This is a genomic window from Desulfosporosinus sp. BICA1-9 (genome assembly GCF_000802135.1).
Genome location: NZ_JUEE01000049.1, coordinates 44954 through 62127 on the forward strand (window position 1 = coordinate 44954; position 17174 = coordinate 62127).

At 44.0% G+C, this 17174-nt stretch carries 16 protein-coding genes; 15 read left to right on the plus strand and 1 reads right to left on the minus strand.

What is annotated here, in order from left to right:
* Positions 1-127: 127 nt before the first annotated feature.
* From JL57_RS06745 to JL57_RS06755, 3 genes are read left to right on the plus strand one after another with little or no spacing between them, the layout of a single operon-like run.
* Positions 128-853, plus strand: a complete 726-nt coding sequence (locus JL57_RS06745; RefSeq protein ID WP_034141286.1) for a WecB/TagA/CpsF family glycosyltransferase — start codon at positions 128-130, stop codon at positions 851-853.
* Positions 854-898: 45 nt separating this feature from the next.
* Positions 899-1612 carry an RNA polymerase sigma-I factor gene (gene sigI, locus JL57_RS06750; RefSeq protein ID WP_034141287.1) on the plus strand — a complete coding sequence of 238 codons (714 nt, stop codon included), beginning with the start codon at positions 899-901 and terminating at the stop codon, positions 1610-1612.
* Entirely contained in the window at positions 1609-2718 is a 1110-nt protein-coding gene (locus JL57_RS06755) for a hypothetical protein (protein ID WP_045690906.1), read from the plus strand. Before sigI ends, JL57_RS06755 begins: the two co-directional genes overlap by 4 nt.
* Positions 2719-2826: 108 nt before the next feature.
* Here JL57_RS06755 and JL57_RS06760 read toward each other — a convergent pair whose 3' ends face one another.
* Positions 2827-3936, minus strand: coding sequence for a glycosyltransferase (locus tag JL57_RS06760; RefSeq protein ID WP_034141288.1), 1110 nt, complete (start codon positions 3934-3936; stop codon positions 2827-2829).
* Between the two features lie 292 nt (positions 3937-4228).
* Here JL57_RS06760 and fabZ point away from each other — a divergent pair, with 292 nt between their 5' ends.
* The 12 genes from fabZ to secA all read left to right on the plus strand — a co-directional run bounded on the left by fabZ (position 4229) and on the right by secA (position 17113).
* On the plus strand, positions 4229-4669 hold the full coding sequence (gene fabZ / locus JL57_RS06765; protein ID WP_034141289.1) for a 3-hydroxyacyl-ACP dehydratase FabZ: 441 nt from the start codon (positions 4229-4231) through the stop codon (positions 4667-4669).
* Positions 4666-6498, plus strand: a complete 1833-nt coding sequence (locus tag JL57_RS06770; RefSeq protein ID WP_034141290.1) for an O-antigen ligase — start codon at positions 4666-4668, stop codon at positions 6496-6498. Before fabZ ends, JL57_RS06770 begins: the two co-directional genes overlap by 4 nt.
* 22 nt (positions 6499-6520) lie before the next feature.
* A complete protein-coding gene (locus JL57_RS06775) occupies positions 6521-7039 on the plus strand; it encodes a hypothetical protein (RefSeq protein ID WP_034141291.1) in 519 nt (172 codons plus the stop codon).
* A gap of 15 nt (positions 7040-7054) precedes the next feature.
* Positions 7055-8794 carry a DEAD/DEAH box helicase family protein gene (locus JL57_RS06780; protein ID WP_034141292.1) on the plus strand — a complete coding sequence of 580 codons (1740 nt, stop codon included), beginning with the start codon at positions 7055-7057 and terminating at the stop codon, positions 8792-8794.
* Positions 8781-9521, plus strand: a complete 741-nt coding sequence (locus tag JL57_RS06785; protein ID WP_034141293.1) for a ComF family protein — start codon at positions 8781-8783, stop codon at positions 9519-9521. The genes JL57_RS06780 and JL57_RS06785 overlap by 14 nt, the downstream gene beginning before the upstream one ends.
* A gap of 63 nt (positions 9522-9584) precedes the next feature.
* Positions 9585-9887, plus strand: a complete 303-nt coding sequence (locus tag JL57_RS06790) for a zinc-ribbon domain containing protein (RefSeq protein WP_034141294.1) — start codon at positions 9585-9587, stop codon at positions 9885-9887.
* A gap of 426 nt (positions 9888-10313) precedes the next feature.
* On the plus strand, positions 10314-11117 hold the full coding sequence (locus JL57_RS06795) for a basic amino acid ABC transporter substrate-binding protein (RefSeq protein WP_034141295.1): 804 nt from the start codon (positions 10314-10316) through the stop codon (positions 11115-11117).
* Positions 11118-11436: 319 nt separating this feature from the next.
* Positions 11437-12114 carry an amino acid ABC transporter permease gene (locus JL57_RS06800; protein ID WP_291299781.1) on the plus strand — a complete coding sequence of 226 codons (678 nt, stop codon included), beginning with the start codon at positions 11437-11439 and terminating at the stop codon, positions 12112-12114.
* Positions 12101-12820, plus strand: a complete 720-nt coding sequence (locus JL57_RS06805; RefSeq protein WP_034141297.1) for an amino acid ABC transporter ATP-binding protein — start codon at positions 12101-12103, stop codon at positions 12818-12820. Before JL57_RS06800 ends, JL57_RS06805 begins: the two co-directional genes overlap by 14 nt.
* A 641-nt stretch (positions 12821-13461) precedes the next feature.
* Entirely contained in the window at positions 13462-13659 is a 198-nt protein-coding gene (locus tag JL57_RS06810) for a cold-shock protein (protein ID WP_034141298.1), read from the plus strand.
* Between the two features lie 168 nt (positions 13660-13827).
* A complete protein-coding gene (raiA, locus tag JL57_RS06815) occupies positions 13828-14355 on the plus strand; it encodes a ribosome hibernation-promoting factor, HPF/YfiA family (RefSeq protein ID WP_034141299.1) in 528 nt (175 codons plus the stop codon).
* 256 nt (positions 14356-14611) lie between these two features.
* The gene (gene secA, locus JL57_RS06820) at positions 14612-17113 is read left to right on the plus strand and encodes a preprotein translocase subunit SecA (protein WP_034141300.1); all 2502 of its coding nucleotides are present in this window, start codon (positions 14612-14614) and stop codon (positions 17111-17113) included.
* The last annotated feature ends 61 nt before the right edge of the window (positions 17114-17174 follow it).

Genomic DNA, 17174 nt, shown 5'->3' on the forward strand with positions numbered 1-17174 from the left:
TTGGACTTTATCATTCTCAGTAGACCCAAGGAAGTGGAAATCTAACTTAGAGAGCATGCGAGAAGAATTGCCTCAATGAGTGCAGAGGATAGGACGTTACGAAACTTCCTTAGAAAGGAAAGGTACCATGAGAGTTGATATTCTCGGAATTACCGTAGATACATATTCCATGCCAGAGACTGTGGAGAAAATTCGAGAGTCGGTTGAAAATCAGATTAAGATTCGAGTGGTGACAGCCAATCCTGAAATGATCTATGCATCTGGCTACAATCAAGGACTGAAGAGACTGATTAATTCTGCAGATGTTGTGACGGCTGATGGGATTGGTGTGGTTTGGGCCGCCCGGCGATTAGGAACTCCAGTACAGGAAAGAGTAACCGGGATAGATTTAGTCCAGTCGATATTCCCTGTGGCTAATGACCAGCAATGGCGGCTCTTCTTTTTAGGAGGGAAACCCGGCGTAGTCGAAAAAGCCATAAAACAGGTAGTTCAAAAATACCCCGGAATTATTTTAGAAGGACATCACGGATACTTTAGTTTGGCTGAAGAAACTCGTGTATTAGAAGAGATCCTAAGGTTTCAACCGGATGTCTTACTCGTAGGATTGGGTGCACCTCGTCAGGAATATTGGCTTGCTGAACATCCTGGATTAGCAACGGTAAGTATAGGGGTAGGCGGAAGTTTCGATGCACTCGCTGGGATCGTGATCCGTGCACCTAAACGTCTCCGAGAACTTCATCTAGAGTGGCTGTATCGTCTGTGGAAAGAGCCCTGGCGTTGGAAACGCCAAACCGTTCTACCACGCTTTGTAATAAAAGTGTTATTACAGGGAATGGGCCCCAAGACCCCTTAAAAGAGAAAAATCATTTCGTATAGGAAATTAGGAGGAAGGAAAAAGATGCCGGAATGTGAAAAACAATGGCAGTGGCAGCGTTTGAAAGAGGACTCAGAAGCCCGAGAGGATTTCTTAGCAAAATCTCAAACGTTTATTCGTCATGTATCTAGCCAAGTGTGTTTTCGCACTCTGGAATGGGGACGAGATGACGAATTATCGGAAGCCTTAATTGCTTTTAATAATGCGATAGATCTGTTTGTAGAAGATAAAGGAGTCCCTTTTTTAGCCTATGCTAGAGTTTTGATGAAACGCCGCTTGATTGATTATTATCGTAGGCAGCGTCTGCGGCAAGCAATTTCTCTCGATCAAGAGGACATTGGGCGAGGGATCGATATTCATCTTGGGTTAGATGAGTATTACGCGCGGGAACAGAGTGGTGAGAGGGCTGCAGAGATCCAACAGTATTCCAAGGCTTTGTCAGAGTTTCAGCTAACGTTTCAAGATTTGGTCGCAGTTTCTCCAAAACACCGGGATTCCCGTGAAACCCTACTCAGAGCGGCTCGGGAATTAGCATTGGATACTGAGTTGTGGCTCCAGGTCGAACGGAAGGGGAAAGTCCCTATGCAAGCGTTAGCTTTAAAAACCCAGATTAGTCTTAAAGTATTGGAACGGGGACGAAAATATATTTTGGCGGTTGCCTTACTGATAGCAAACCAACATGACTATGTTTATTTAAGAGAATATGTTCTTCAGCGGGAAGAGGAGGCGAAGGGATGAGCAAAATGAAAGCCGTGGTGTTAGAAAAGTCAGGAACACATTACAGGGTTCTAGTTATGGACGGCACCTTTCGTCAGGTTAAGAGACGACTTAATGCTGAGGTGGGCGAAGAGATTGAACTGGATATTGGTAGAGATTGGTTTGGGGGCTTAAGTGCCTGGGCGGGGATAGTCGCACTTTTCCTTATGGTATTAACCTCTCTTATCGGGTGGAATCTCTATCAAGCGCCAACGGCAGTAGCCTTGGTCTCGGTCGACATTAATCCTAGTTTGCAATTTACGTTGGATTCTCAAGGGCGGTTATTGAAATTTAAAACACAAAATGAGGATGCTCGACAAATGCTGGGTGAGAATGATTTCAAAGGTAAACCGATTGACGAAGTATTAGAGAAAATAGTTACTCTGGCCTATAATCAGAACTATATTAACCCGGAGCAACAGTGGATTGTGGTTGGATATTCTCCGCTGACTAACAAAAGCACGGAAAAAATGCCTAAGGAACTTAATGAGATTCAAATCAGTGATTGGATCACAGAGGCCATTGAGAAAAACGGATTGACCCCTCAGGTTGCTGTCTTCACTCTAAGTCCCGAAGATGGGGAACTTGCCCAAAAGGAAGATTTGACGATAGGCGAATTTGCGCTTTGGCAGACAGCTCAAAAGGCGGGAGTAACGACTCAACCACAGAAACTTAAAGAGACTTCAGAACGGGTTCGCATACTTGAAAATCCGCAGGTTCAAGCGTTGGTTAAAGCTGAGCAGAAGGGAATTAAGAATGGTTTACCCATAAAGCCTGGAACAACGACGGAAAATCAAAGGGCTTTAGTGAACCCCTTTGATAATAATCTAGGAAAACAGAAACCGAATGCGTCACCCTCCTCTGTCGATAAACCAAATCCTCTCACCAAAAAAGATAGAGAACCAGAAACTGAGAAGGGAGAGCCAACGGTAAAAGAGAGTAGAAACAACAATAATAACGACAAAAATAATGACGAAAATGACAAAAGAAATAATGATAACAGAAAAAATAACGCTAAAGATTTAGCAAATGAAAATGAAAAAGATATTCAAAACGATAAGAATAAAGGAAAAGAAAATAATAGATGAGCAAGTTAGCGAGAGAGAAATAGGTCAGTTCATAACAAAGGGGAGGTTGACCATCAACAGTGAGTCAGTGGATAATTGCATCATAATGTTATTTGCCGGGCAAGGGTACTACTCAATTAAGCGAGTGTATACTTGCTCGGTTTCTCTGACCATACTATTTATAGAAAAGATGGGCCAGCGTTTTTGGCCTGAGTGGGCAAGAGACTTGGCCAATGTAGGATTCTCGAGGATAGAAGTACACGCTTTAGTAAACTTAGCGACATGGCCTGGAGGAAAAAGTAGTCCGTCTTGGCCTGCGCGAATAACTTCTGGAATACCGCCAACAGTACTGGCCACAATCGGAACCCCTGCTTGCATAGCTTCAAGAAGGACTAGTCCCATACCTTCACTAACTGAAGGCAAGACGAAAAGGTCCATGGCAGGCAGCACTTGATGGGCTAAGGGAAGGTAGCCGGTCATGGTGTAGGGAATGGCATTTCGCTTAAGCTCAGATTCTAGGTTTGCTCGTAGGGGGCCATCTCCTATGAATAAAAGGTGAAGTTTTGGAAACTTCAAGCGTAGTTCAGTCGCAGTTTTAATTAAATAAATCTGACCTTTAGTAGGATGAAGGCGGCCTATTGTACCGATAACCAGTGCATCTGTCGGGATCCCCCATTCTTTGCGGAACTGTTCTCGAGAAGAAGACGGGTCAGCAAAGGAAATAGCTGCTTGGCCGTTATAGATAGTTTCCAGATTCCGACCACCTCTTAAGGCAACCTCTTTGGCTAAATATTCGGATACAGTGATAATTCCGGATGTCAGGGGGAGGGTGAGGCGATCAAGCCCTAAAGCTATTCGGGCAGACCATGGGGAAAGATAATCGTGGGCTAGAGAACTATGAACGGTGGTTAGAGTAGGAATTCCCAACCATTTAGCCCCTAAGCGGCCTAGGAGATTGGCCCGTGAACCGTGGGTGTGAACAAGGTGTATCCCCTGGTGTTTAACCCAGCGAACTAGAGCGGGAAGAGGAGAAAGGTCAAGGGGGAAGCGCATAGGGAAAGTTTGCGTTGGGATGTTATTTTTTATAGCCAAGTCGGAGAAGGGTCCTTGGGCTAAGCAGACAAGATATAGGTCAAAACGGGTCCGGTCGACACCCTTGATTAGGGATAAGACATGTTGCTCGGCCCCTCCGACTTCGCCACCTCCAATAATATGTAGAATTTTGTAAGTTTTTTTCATGACCTTGCCATCTTCCCTTCAAGCACAAACTTGGTTATACTGTTTGCTAGTAGGTAAATACATCAGTACTCTACTAATCATAGGCAAAAAGGTACATGTCTGCAAGCGATACTGGAAGTTCGTAGTTTGATATTCGTAGTTCGACTACATGTTATGACCCTATGAATGCAAGTCGAGAACCGTCCCAGCTTACACAGACAAAGTGGTTTATATCTACAATACTCATGTTCTAGTACGTCGTTCGAACTACGAACTACGTACTACGAACCACAATTAGTAAGGAGGAATTTCATTGCTACAGAGTCAAGAGATCCAAGATATTATTCCTCATCGTTATCCCTTTCTTCTAGTCGATCGTATCATAGAATTAGACGAAGGAAAACGTGCAGTGGGAATAAAAAACGTTTCCATCAATGATTCGTTCTTTCAGGGGCATTTCCCAGAACACCCCATAATGCCAGGGGTTCTAATCATTGAAGCTCTGGCCCAAGTCGGAACCGTAGCTATTCTTAAGATGCCAGAATACGCTGGTTACTTAGGGTTATTTGCAGGTTTGGATGAAGTCAAGTTTAAGCGGCAAGTCATTCCAGGAGATCAGCTTCGCCTAGAAGTAGAGCTTATCAAGCTGAGAAAATCATTCGGTGTCGCTAAAGGTAGGGCGTATGTCGGAGAAGAGTTGGCAGCAGAAGGGACTCTTAAATTCTTTTTAGAGCGGAAGAAACCTGCGCAGTGATCGGTTTATCGTTACAACAAGACAGCAGAGTTAGGAGCAACACAGCACGCTTCCTAGCTCTTTTTTTAGCCTTTAGTGTTCTTAGCCATGGGCTTTACTATTCTGAGGAATGGCTTATTTTTGGGTTTGCCATATCCCTTTATGTTATGGTTTCTCATCTGTTCGGCAGGTTTAAGGTAGGAAAAGCTACGTATTTGACCCTAGGTCTAACAGATTCTTTGCTGGTGGGAATGCTTGGTTTTTCAGTGCTGGGAGTTCTTCATCCTGTCAAGGCAGCGAACGGCTTGCAGGAAGCGTTGCAATGGGGAATTTTTTGGCTCGTCTATCGGTTGGGAATGCGTATTTCATCCGATGAGACAGCTAAAAAAAAATTGCTAAGTTATATAGAATGGTTGGCAATGGTGGTTGCTATCATTGGTTGGCTACCATGGGTAGGCCAAGTAGCTGGACGATTGAGTTCTGTCTTCGGTTATCCCAATACAATGGCTGCATTTTTGGGAGCAGTTCTTTTGCTTAATCCACGCAGGAAATTGGTCCGAATTCTACTAGGAACGTCCCTATTAGCCACGGGTTCCCGTGCGGGGGTAGGATTATTTGTTGTTATCTTTATTGGTCAACTGCTTTTAATCGGGGCTAGATCACAGAACATTTCACCCTACTTTAAAGCGAGACAAGCGGTGCCTAGGCTGAAAAAACGTTTAGGATCAGCAAACTATCTCAGCGGACTGTGGGTTATCGTATTAAGTGTTTCTGGGTTAGTTCTCATAATGCTCATGAATGGAGCTGCCTGGGATAATTTAACAACTTGGAGCTTCTCCTCTTCAAGTTGGCAGGAACGGCAGGTCTATTTTAAAGACGGAATAAGGTTGGCCTGGAATGCGAGGGGCCTTCCCCAAGCAGGGGGGTGGTTGGCCTTTCCGACAGTTCAGCAATTTCCATATTGGACGGCTGACCCTCATTCGAGTTTTATACACATCCTTTTAAATCAAGGAGTTCTAGGAATATTAAGTGTAGGGATTTGGAGTTGCTTAACCTTAGCTCAAACCTGGAGGACTTGGAGAAAGAAGCGCATGTTGCACAAAGCAGGTGCTGAATCTCAAGAAACTAAGGCCCAGGTCCGAGTATGGGCAGCCTTGCTCTTTTTGGCGCTGCATAGTTTGGTGGATGCTGATTTTTCCTTTGGCACCTTGGGGGTTTTATTCTGGTTGCTTTTAGGAAGCTTTCAAAAAACAGAGACTTACCACCGTTCTTTTTATTCAAAACGGAATATGGCGGTCAACATGAGTAACAAAATAATGTTGCTGATGAGTGCCATCTTGTGCTTGGTCAGTGCAAGTATACTCTTAAATCCTGCACTCATAGAGAAAGAACGAACTTGGAATGCTCTTGCGGATCATTGGAGTGAACAGGACTCAGAAAAGAGTATTGCCCTCTGGGATAAAAGTTTGAACTGGGATCAAACGCAAAGCAACACGAGGCAAAAGCAAGCTGAGCATTTACTTCGGCAAGGAAATGGCTTAGCTGGACTAGAGGCAGTGGAAGAAGTACTTAAATGGCAACCTTATAACATAGAAGCGTACGAATGGGCTCAGTCAGTCATCTGGGACGCTGCAGAGGTGCAGCGGCACACCCATCCGGAAACGGCAAATAGGCTCTATCGATGGGTGGAAGGAGTTCCTAAAACTATAGAAGAGAAAGTTCAGGGCTTGTCGTCAAAAGAACGTTTGCTTTGGAAGGGGCATCCGGATTTTTTACCCTCCCCACATATTATGCTCCTCGCAGAGTATGCTCGGCAAAGACAACTCACACAACCCCTTTTCATAACATAAGTTGTGGGGAGGGGGCGAGATTATGACGTTATTGATGGGCGTGATCTTGATCTTAGGGGCTCTATTATGGAGAGTAAATTCAAGTTGGGAATGGGATATTCCCCAGAAATGGCAGGCTAAAATTAGGGCATGGAAAGAAGGACTCTCCAGTCCAACTCATATCATAAATTATGATTGGGACGTGGATCCAGAAAATACGGAGCTGGAGAAACACTTGTGGCTGCTTAAGAGGGCCTACCCTCGGTTAAGGAAGAAATATAGGGCTCCGATAAGGGCCGAAGTATGCGTCTATCCCAATTTCCCACCTGAACAAAATAAGATTTACATATCCTGTCTTCAGCGTCGCTTCCCAGAAATAAGTCTATCTGAATGTCCACTAGGCAGCGAAAATGCAGCGGAACACTGGGACAGGTGCGCTGTTTCGGTAATAGCGGGAGTAAAGATAGAGAAACACGGAGAAAAGCGGGGACAGGCACCTTGTTTCGTTGATAGCAGAAACGGGGATGAGGGAAGAACTACAGAGTCGAAGGGAAATGAATGAAAGAGAGGGGTAGTTATGCTCTTTTACCTGACGTTAAAGAAGAACGGTAACGTCAGTTCTTCTCCGCTTCGAGAGTGGGACAAGCAGGATTTTGGGGCTAGCTACCTCAGTACCCCACTTCCATTAGCAGTTATCGAGGAGATTAAAGATCAAGTACAACGGCCAAAGCCGCCTGATCTTTGGAATTTTGGTAAAAGCACGAATCTTAAGCAAGAAATTATCAAACGGCTAAACACTATTTGTGGGAATTCGTTGGTTTTTAATTGGGAGGAAATTGACCCTATTGCTTTGCCTCATCAAGGTCTGTTAGAGGAAGAAACGAAGGATGAGAGAGGGGTTAGGTTTAATCAACTTGTCTTAGCGCGGCAACTTTCTAATCGTGACCTTCGGGGCCTTGCTCGAGAGCTTAAGATTCAAGAGGAGAGGGTCACTGAACTTGCCCATAGGAATGTGTTACAGGGGAAGGCACAGTGGGTTTCTTCCGTCAGGCAGCAAGGTAGAGGGTGGCAGTGTCAACGATGTGGAGAAGAGGACGTGGAAGAATGGCCTAGTCTTTATGGGATGGCAGCAACCTGTCGAAGTTGTGAAAGCATCGGAGTAAGCACCTCTATGGAAGTACTTTATCGAGATCAACGTTCACTCATGGAAAGCCCTAGAGAGGTCAATTTTCAGCCCCATTGGGACTTAACAGAGGCTCAACGGCTAGCCAGCCAACAAGCCTTACAATTTATTCAAGAAGCCTCAGAAAAAAAGGCACTTCTCTGGGCGGCATGTGGTGCGGGTAAAACTGAAGTGTGTTTTCCATCTGCAGCATGGGCACTTAAGCAGGGGAAGTCTGTACTTTTTGCTGCACCGAGACAAGATGTCATCTACGATATTCTCCCAAGGTTACAGAGGGATTTTCCTGGTTATCCATTGCAAATGTTAACAGGCACATCCTCGATTAAATTTCAAAGTGGAGGATTGGTACTGGCCACAACCCATCAAGTTTTAAGATTTTGGCAAGCCTTTGATGTCATTTTTATGGATGAGATGGATGCCTTTCCATATCAGGGGAGCAAGGCATTGGCCTGGGGATTGCAGCACGCCCTGTGCCAAGGAGGTAAGATTCTATACTTGACGGCAACTCCATCTCCTGAAAGTTTAAATTTGATAAAGAGAGGCCAGATGCGCCTTATCCAGCTGCCAGCACGGCACCATCGCAACCCACTGCCGATTCCGGTATGGCATCAAGCTCGTCACGCAATTGAGCCCAACGAAGACCGGAGTAACGATGAATGGACATTGCTAATTAGAGCTTTAAGGAGAGAGGGCCCGATATTGGTATTTGTGCCTAAGATTTCTTGGGTTCGTTCTTGGATTCAGGCGTTCAGAAAAAGTTTTCCGGATTGGCTGATTGACGGCAGCTATAGTTCGGATCCAGAACGTGCCCCCAAAATAAAACGTTTGATTCAAGGTGAATTTGATCTATTTGTGAGCACAACTATCTTGGAACGCGGTATCACGTTATCTGAGATACAAGTGGTTGTGCTCGGGGCGGATCATCCGATTTTTGATGAGCGAGCCTTGGTTCAAATGGCTGGCAGAGTGGGGCGAACTCGAGAATGTCCCGGAGGAGGGGTCGTCTTTATATCGAAGCATATTTCTCCAGCTATAAAGACAGCAATTCAGTGGATTGAGGGCCAAAATAGACGTGCAATGGAATTAGGACTCCTTGATACAGGGCAAAAGGAGGGAAGCAATGAAGGATTTTAGGGGAGCCGCAACTGATATCATTCGTTCGCTTTGGTACAGAGATGAAAACCTTTGTGTTTTATGTAGTGAAGGAAACGGGCCAATCTGCCCGACTTGTTCGGAGAACTATCTACATCCTGAGCTAGCTCGTTGTCACGGGTGCGGAAAAATAATACCGCTTGAAAAACAACAGTGTCAAGATTGTGAGGCGGGCCGCGGCCCAAAACAGCTTGATAAGGTAGTAGCCTGGGGGCATTATTGCGGTGGATTAAAGGAATTCATTCATAGCGTAAAATTTAATGCCCATCCAAAACGCATAAGACAGATCATTGGCCCTTTTGCGGAATGGGCTGTAAGTCAGCTTCCTGCAGTTGACGGTATAGTGGCAGTTCCGATGCATGCAACAAAACTAGGAGAACGTGGCTTTAATCAAGCGGAGGTTATTGCATCTGCCTTACATTGGGAATTGGGGTTGCCGATTTTCCAAGGAGTTGAACGAATTGAGTCGAGGGCATCTCAAGTTCTACTTTCTCGTAAAGAACGCTTGCATAACTTGGAAGGAGCCTTTTCAGTGCGTAATCCAGAGTATTATTTAGGACGAAGTGTATGGTTAGTGGACGATGTAACAACAACAGGAGCAACTCTCCAGGCAGTGGCGGAAGTACTTCGTGGTTGTGGAATTCAGGCGATTTATGGCTTGTGCCTAGCTGCTGGTCGCGAAAAAAGACTTGTGCCTTCGACTGAATAGAGTTATAATAATTCTGGATGGGCACAGCCTATTACATTTTTTTACGTAAGGGGAATATCTTTCATGGCCTTTGAAGACAAAGATCTAGTATGTAAAGACTGCGGAGTAACTTTTATTTTTACCGTCGGAGAGCAAGAATTCTACGCTGAAAAAGGTTTCGAAAATGAGCCACAACGTTGCCGTGAATGCCGTAACGTACGCAAATCCAATCGCAATTCCCAAGAAGGAAGATCACGTGAAATGTTTTCTGTCGTTTGTGCGGACTGTGGAGTAGAAACACAAGTTCCGTTCCAACCGACTTCTGATCGTCCAGTATACTGCCGTGAGTGCTACCAGCACCATCGTCCGGCTCGTGAGCAATATTAATTCAAGCAACTTGAATTAGCATATTATTGAAATTGATAAGCACTGGTCGGCGTCTCGTCGGCCAGTGCTTTTTGTATTCGTTAAGCACAGCACCAGCCGAACGAGTTTCCTTTTTCCTGAATATTAATCCCCTATAAAGGGTTACTAACAGGGTTATCCACAATCAATTCTTGAAAAACAGGGTATTTCTTGTACTTATCCACACTATACACACTCTCCTGTGTGTAACTTTTGGGGATAAAATCGACTGAATGATAAGGGATATTTTTTACTCGAGTTTGAAAAAATAACTAAACAGACATTAAAAGTGTTGTATAGATATTCGTTAGTATGTATAATCTGAATAGACAAGGATGACAAACGCATAACGCAAAAGTTGGTTAGTAAGTTATTGCGGAACCCATCCAAAAAGAGAGGGGAATAAAAATGTTTAAACCTAAATTTCGTTTTGTACTAGCTGGATTACTTAGTTTAAGCCTCTTGACACTAGCCGGATGTGGTAGTACACCTGCACCAGCTCCTGCTCCTACTCCCGCCCCAGCTCCCGTTGAGAAGGTCCTGAAGGTTGGATCGGATATCGCTTATGCACCGTTTGAGTTTATGGATGAAAAGCAACAAGCGACGGGCTTCGATATTGAGCTTATCAATGCTCTTGGGGCAGATATGGGATACACCAAGGTGAATATTGAGACAGCTGCTTTTGACGGCTTGCTTCCTGCCTTGCAAGCAGGAAAATATGATTGCGTGATTTCAGCCATGACAATCACAGAAAAGCGTGCTCAGAGTGTCCAATTTAGTGATAAGTATTTTAGAGCTATTCAGTATATAGCCATGAAAAAAGGGGCCGGTTTTAAGAATTTGGCCGACTTAAAAGGTAAAAAGGTTGGGGTTCAACTCAGTACGACAGGGCAAGAGGTTGTTGAGAAAGCCGGAATAGAGCCAAGAAAATTTGATACAACACCTGATGCAATGAACGATCTTCTGAACGGTGGAGTAGAAGCCGTTGTGGCTGATGGACCGGTTGTACTTTGGTTCCAAGCACAAAATGAGAAAGCTAATATAGTCTCCGTAGAAGCAGATGTTGAAGAAGAATTTTATGGAATTGCTATGAAATTAGATAACAAAGAATTAGGCGACAAAATGAATGCTTCCTTAAAGAAACTCAAAGAAAACGGGAAGTATAATGAGATTTACAAGAAGTGGTTTAAAGTGGACGCGCCAAAATTCTAAGTAATTCATTTTGTTAGGTTAAATACTTATAATAATAAAATAAGGAAGGCACTTGATGTTGTGCCTTCCTTTATTTTTTGAGCCTACCTCACAAATTTCAGAAGATATAGGAAAGCTGGAATTAGAGGTCTAAGGGAGAAATTGGGGCTTGAATTAACCAATCCTCATGTTATAATTAGGTCTTGTTGTGTATAAACAAGACAATACTAGGGAAGCGTTTTTACTTGTATAAGTTTACAGTAAAATGTATAATTTTATGCAGATAAATAACCTTTAGACATCTGGCATACTCATTATTATGAAGAAGGAGGATTTTTTTGTGGGTCAAAACTGGAAAGCAGCCATAGATAGCATCCCCATTCTAAATAAAGCCGCAATACTTACTTTGGAGCTGACAGCCGGTGCAGTCATGATTGGACTTGTGATTGGACTTTTTATGGCGTTGGCGCGTTTGTCCAAGAACAGGTTGCTACGCATAGGGGCAATCGGCTATATAGATTTTTTTAGAGGAACCCCATTACTAGTTCAAATATTTCTAGTCTATTTTTTAGTGCCTAAACTCCTTAATTGGGAAACTTTGCCTGATAACTATCAATATATTGCTGGAGTCCTGGCGATGGGCCTAAATTCCGGTGCGTATATTGCCGAAATATTTAGGGCTGGAATTCAATCGATTGACCGTGGGCAATCGGAAGCGGCCCGGTCATTGGGAATGACTCATAGTCAGTCCTTACGGTATGTGATTCTACCCCAAGCGTTTAAACGGGTTATACCACCCTTGGGTAATGAGTTTATTGCCTTACTTAAAGATTCTTCTCTATTATCGATTATTGCGATCCAAGAACTTTTCTACAGCGCCAAGATTATCGCCGGACGAACTTATCAACCTATTCCCATGTATATAGCTGCTGCCTTGTATTACCTCGTCATGACCCAATTGATTACCCAATGGGTTAGCTATATGGAGAGGAGGCTGGGTAAGAATGATCTTCGTTAAGAATTTGCATAAATACTTTGGCAAACTGGAAGTTCTTAAAGGGATAGATTGCCATATTCGGGAAAAGGAAGTTGTAGTTGTCATTGGCCCCAGTGGTTCAGGAAAAAGCACCTTCTTGCGTTGCCTCAATAAACTTGAAGAGCCAACCAGCGGAGAGATTATTGTTGATGGAATTCCTCTTAACTCTGAGGTGAATGTTAATGCAATACGGCGAGAAGTAGGCATGGTTTTTCAACGTTTTAACCTCTTCCCGCATATGACGGCAATCCAAAATATAATATTAGCTCAAGAGGTTGTACGCAAAACAAGTAAGGCAGAAGCACGCAAGATTGGGTTGGAACTTTTAGAAAAGGTTGGCTTATCTGATAAAGCCGATGAATATCCAGATCGCCTTTCTGGAGGGCAACAACAAAGGGTTGCAATCGCTCGAGCTTTAGCAATGAAGCCAAAGATTATGCTTTTTGATGAAACCACGTCCGCCCTTGATCCTGAAATGGTGGGAGAGGTTCTTGCGGTCATGAAAGATTTAGCTCGTGAAGGGATGACAATGGTCGTTGTGACTCACGAGATGGGATTTGCTCGCGAAGTCGGAGATCGGGTAATTTTCATGGATGAGGGGATAATTATGGAAGAGGGAGAGCCGAACGAAGTGTTTGAGCATCCCAAGAATCCAAGGACGCAGGCGTTTTTGAGTAAAATATTGTAAGCTTTTTGTATAAAGCGCTTTCTTGGGGATAGGCCCGAGGAGCGCTTTACAGCTGTGTTAACCCGTGCGAAGACAGTGTCTTCGTTCTGCACGCGTCTGCACGTTACGCCGCTGGACGAGCTGGACGGTTCGCGAGCGCGTCCGAACCTCTGGGCAATCTGCATGTGAACCTACGGCGCGCTGACGGGGGTGCGCGAACCGTCGGGCGCTCGTCTGGAGAAGCGGCTTCACTGAAGCATCCGCTTAGCAGAAAAGCGCTCCTTTGGGGTGGAGCTATGGGGAAGTGTGGGGGGGCGTTGTATAGAAAGGCGCTTCTGGGGCTGGGATAGGCCCGAGGAGCGCCTTTCTATACAGCATCTGTAGTTACACCGCCGCTGAGGAGGCTTGGACGGTTCAGCGAGAGCGTGCGAACCTCTGGGATAGATGTATGTGCGCCGTTGCTTGCGTTCATGGGATCGTGGCTTTAGTTAAACTTCTTGTAGCGTATGCTGGAACATGAATATTGATCATTGCATCATTTTAACGTTTAAACTTTATCAATGCTGGGTATCCTCGTAAAGTATGAGTTAATTCTTTAGCTTAGGCTGTATGCTTTAGCTTTAAGCAAAGAACTTTAACATTTTCAAGGAGGTTTTTTTTAAGTGGTAGGGAAAGTCAAATGGTTTAGTAAACAGAAGGGTTTCGGATTCATTGAACAAGAAAGTGGGCAAGATATTTTTGTGCATTTTCAATCGGTCATTGGAGATGGATTTCGGACTCTTGAAGAAGGACAGTCTGTTGAATTCGATGTTATTCAAGGCCCACGAGGTGAACAAGCTTCGAATGTGATGGTTCGTTAATACAGTTATTAAAGAATCTGCCAAAAGAGAGGATCGTTAAACTAAGAACGGTTCTCTCTTTCGGATGTTAGTAAAAAAATATAAGCGGTAAACATTATAATTTGCAGGATTTTTTATGTAAAGCGGGAATATTACTAATATAGCAACATAGAAGGGGGTTGAAATTTAATGAACATTAACATTCGCGGTAAACATATCGAACTTACAGACGCCCTTAAAGAGTATGTTATGAAACGAGTAGGTAAATTAGCCAAATACTCGGATGAGTTTGTGGACGTTCAAGTCACCTTGCTTGTCGAGCGCGATCGACATCGTGTGGAGGTAACCGCCCCACTCCATGGTATGATTTTGCGCGGCGAAGAAGAAACGGAAGATATGTATTCTTCAATCGACATGGTCGTTGAAAAATTAGAACGTCAAATTGATAAATATCGGACACGTATTAATAAACGAATGCGCTCAAAAGTACTTAAAGATCATGAACCTAAGCAATCAGCAGTAAATGATGAGCCTCGTGAAGAAGTTGTTCGAAATAAAAAGTTCCCTGCCAAGCCCATGTCGGTAGAAGAAGCGATAATGCAGATGAATCTGATTGGTCATACTTTCTTTGTGTTTACCAATTCAGAAAGTCAAGAAATGAATGTGGTCTACCTTCGTAATAATGGAGACTATGGATTGCTTCAACCTCAGACTTAGATTAATTAACCTCAAGCTGGGTAAGTAACTTGGGATCGGTTGGAAAGTTGCATTTTACAAGCGAAAGGTCCGCATTGGCGGGCCTTTCGTCACACCCTGAGAAAAATACTAAGTACAATGAGGGGAAAACTAAGTATTAATAAGGTTTTTGCTTGGAAAGGTAAAATATCCCATAAGTAAATCTCTCGGTTTGGTTGCAGTCGGTTCTCAAGGATGTTAAAATTAGTCAACACAAGGATTAAGAAAGGTGGACATAATGGGGTTTTTTGATTTGTTCGATGATAACGCGCGAGAAATTCGGAAATACCAAAAGCGCGTTGTAGTGATTAATAACTTAGAACCGACGATCCAAGCTCTGGGAGATGATGAATTACGTGGCAAGACCGCTGAATTCCGAGGACGTTTGGAACAGGGAGAAAGTTTAGACAGTCTTTTGCCTGAGGCATTTGCGGTGGTACGTGAGGCTAGCCGAAGGGTGATTAATCAGCGTCACTATGATGTACAGTTAATTGGGGGCATGGTGCTTCATGATGGCCGGATAGCTGAGATGCGTACTGGGGAAGGAAAAACCCTAGTGGCGACTTTGCCGTCCTATTTGAATGCCTTGTCAGGTAAAGGGGTCCATGTCGTAACGGTCAATGATTACTTGGCTCGTCGGGATAGTGAATGGATGGGTCGAATTCACCAGTACCTCGGCCTTTCCGTAGGTCTTATCGTTCACGGCTTAAACTATGAGCAACGTAGGAACAGTTATGCCTCAGACATTACTTATGGCACAAATAATGAATTTGGCTTTGATTATCTGCGTGATAATATGGTCACAAGGCCTGAGGCTTTAGTTCAGCGCAAACTAAATTATTCGATCGTGGACGAAGTGGACTCGATTCTAGTAGACGAAGCACGGACTCCGCTGATTATTTCTGGTGAGGCGGACAAGCCCACCGAACTATATTTTAGGGTTGCCATGATTATTCCGCGCTTAAAACCTGAAGAGGATTATAAAGTTATTGAAAAAGAGCGTGTTGTGACCCTTACTGAGAAAGGTGTCGGTCGAGTGGAAAGTATGCTCGGCGTGGATAACCTTTATGAAGATATTCATACTGAATTGGCTCATCACGTTAATCAAGGGTTAAAGGCGCAAACCCTCTTTAAACGAGACCGTGATTACGTCGTTAAAGACGGAGAAGTTATTATTGTCGACGAATTTACAGGTCGCTTGATGTTTGGGCGTCGTTATAGTGAAGGATTACACCAAGCGATTGAGGCCAAAGAGGGCGTTAAGATTGAAAAAGAGTCCCAAACATTAGCTACGATTACCTTCCAGAATTACTTTCGGATGTATAACAAACTCTCGGGTATGACTGGAACGGCTATGACAGAAGAACCAGAGTTTCGGAAGATTTATAAGCTTGATGTTGTGGAAATCCCAACTAATCGACCTATGTTGCGAATCGATGAGCCAGATATAATCTATCGTACAGAAGAAGGGAAGTTTTTAGCGGTCGTAGATAGTGTAATTGAACGCCATGCTAAAGGACAGCCTCTTCTTGTTGGAACCGTGTCGGTTGAGAAGTCCGAACATTTGAGTACTCTTTTGTCGCGTCGTGGTGTTCCGCACCAGGTCCTTAATGCTAAATTCCATGAAAAGGAAGCTGAGATTGTTGCCCAAGCTGGACAGGGTGGCATGGTTACGATTGCTACAAACATGGCTGGTCGTGGGACAGATATTATTCTAGGTGAAGGCGTGTCTGACCTCGGAGGTTTACATATTATCGGGACAGAACGACATGAATCTCGACGTATCGATAACCAATTGCGTGGACGTGCTGGACGTCAAGGGGACCCTGGATCAACCCAATTCTTTATTTCGTTAGAAGACGACCTAATGCGTTTGTTTGGTGCGGATAATATTATGGGTATCATGGATAAATTAGGGATGGATGACTCTATACCTATTACATCAAGAATGATTTCCCGTTCTATCGAGACCGCCCAGCGTCGAGTCGAGAATCGCAACTTTGACATTCGTAAACATGTTCTAGACTATGACGATGTTATGAATCAACAACGTGAAGTAATCTATGCCCAGCGTCTTGCAGTGTTGATGGGGGAAAATCTCCACGATAATGTTATGGATATGTTAGGAAAAGCGATTAAAGATAGTATTAGTATGTTTAGTGGGGAAAGCCAGTTCCCAGAAGAGTGGGATTTGTCGGGTATGTCCGATTATATTGAGAACTTTTTCCTACCGGGGATCCATTTAAAGTCTGAACAATTTGTAGATCTTTCGGTGGAAGAAATTGAAGAAATGCTCCTGGAGCAGGCAACAGAACTTTATAAAAAGCGAGAAGAATCATTCGGTGCTGACCTGATGCGAGAAATTGAACGGGCAGTAATGCTGCAGGTAGTGGACAGCAAATGGATGGATCATCTTGATGCCATGGATATGTTGCGTGAGGGAATTGGTTTACGAGCCTATGGACAGAAAAATCCACTCGTAGAATATAAACGTGAAGGGTTTGAAATGTTCCAAGCGATGATTGACTCTATTCAAGACGATATTATTCGCTATGTTATGCGAGTGACTCCCCAAGTGCGAGAAGAAGTTGCTGAACAGCCACGCAATGTAACGGAGAACCGCTATGAAGGAGAACCCAGTAAACCTGTACACGTCGGAGACCAGATTGGCCGCAACGATCTCTGTGAGTGCGGAAGTGGGAAAAAATATAAGAAATGCTGCGGTAAAGTTAAAAAGTGATGGGCGAATGAAAGGGTCAGCGGAACATGTCCATGTGTTCCGCTCCGCTTATGTAAGGATG

Coding starts and splice junctions, on each gene's coding strand:
- JL57_RS06745 (WP_034141286.1), top strand. CDS start 128: ATGAGAGTTGATATTCTCGGAATTACCGTAGATACATATTCCATGCCA.
- sigI (WP_034141287.1), top strand. CDS start 899: ATGCCGGAATGTGAAAAACAATGGCAGTGGCAGCGTTTGAAAGAGGAC.
- JL57_RS06755 (WP_045690906.1), top strand. CDS start 1,609: ATGAGCAAAATGAAAGCCGTGGTGTTAGAAAAGTCAGGAACACATTAC.
- JL57_RS06760 (WP_034141288.1), bottom strand. CDS start 3,936: ATGAAAAAAACTTACAAAATTCTACATATTATTGGAGGTGGCGAAGTC.
- JL57_RS06775 (WP_034141291.1), top strand. CDS start 6,521: ATGACGTTATTGATGGGCGTGATCTTGATCTTAGGGGCTCTATTATGG.
- JL57_RS06780 (WP_034141292.1), top strand. CDS start 7,055: ATGCTCTTTTACCTGACGTTAAAGAAGAACGGTAACGTCAGTTCTTCT.
- JL57_RS06785 (WP_034141293.1), top strand. CDS start 8,781: ATGAAGGATTTTAGGGGAGCCGCAACTGATATCATTCGTTCGCTTTGG.
- JL57_RS06790 (WP_034141294.1), top strand. CDS start 9,585: ATGGCCTTTGAAGACAAAGATCTAGTATGTAAAGACTGCGGAGTAACT.
- JL57_RS06795 (WP_034141295.1), top strand. CDS start 10,314: ATGTTTAAACCTAAATTTCGTTTTGTACTAGCTGGATTACTTAGTTTA.
- JL57_RS06805 (WP_034141297.1), top strand. CDS start 12,101: ATGATCTTCGTTAAGAATTTGCATAAATACTTTGGCAAACTGGAAGTT.
- raiA (WP_034141299.1), top strand. CDS start 13,828: ATGAACATTAACATTCGCGGTAAACATATCGAACTTACAGACGCCCTT.
- secA (WP_034141300.1), top strand. CDS start 14,612: ATGGGGTTTTTTGATTTGTTCGATGATAACGCGCGAGAAATTCGGAAA.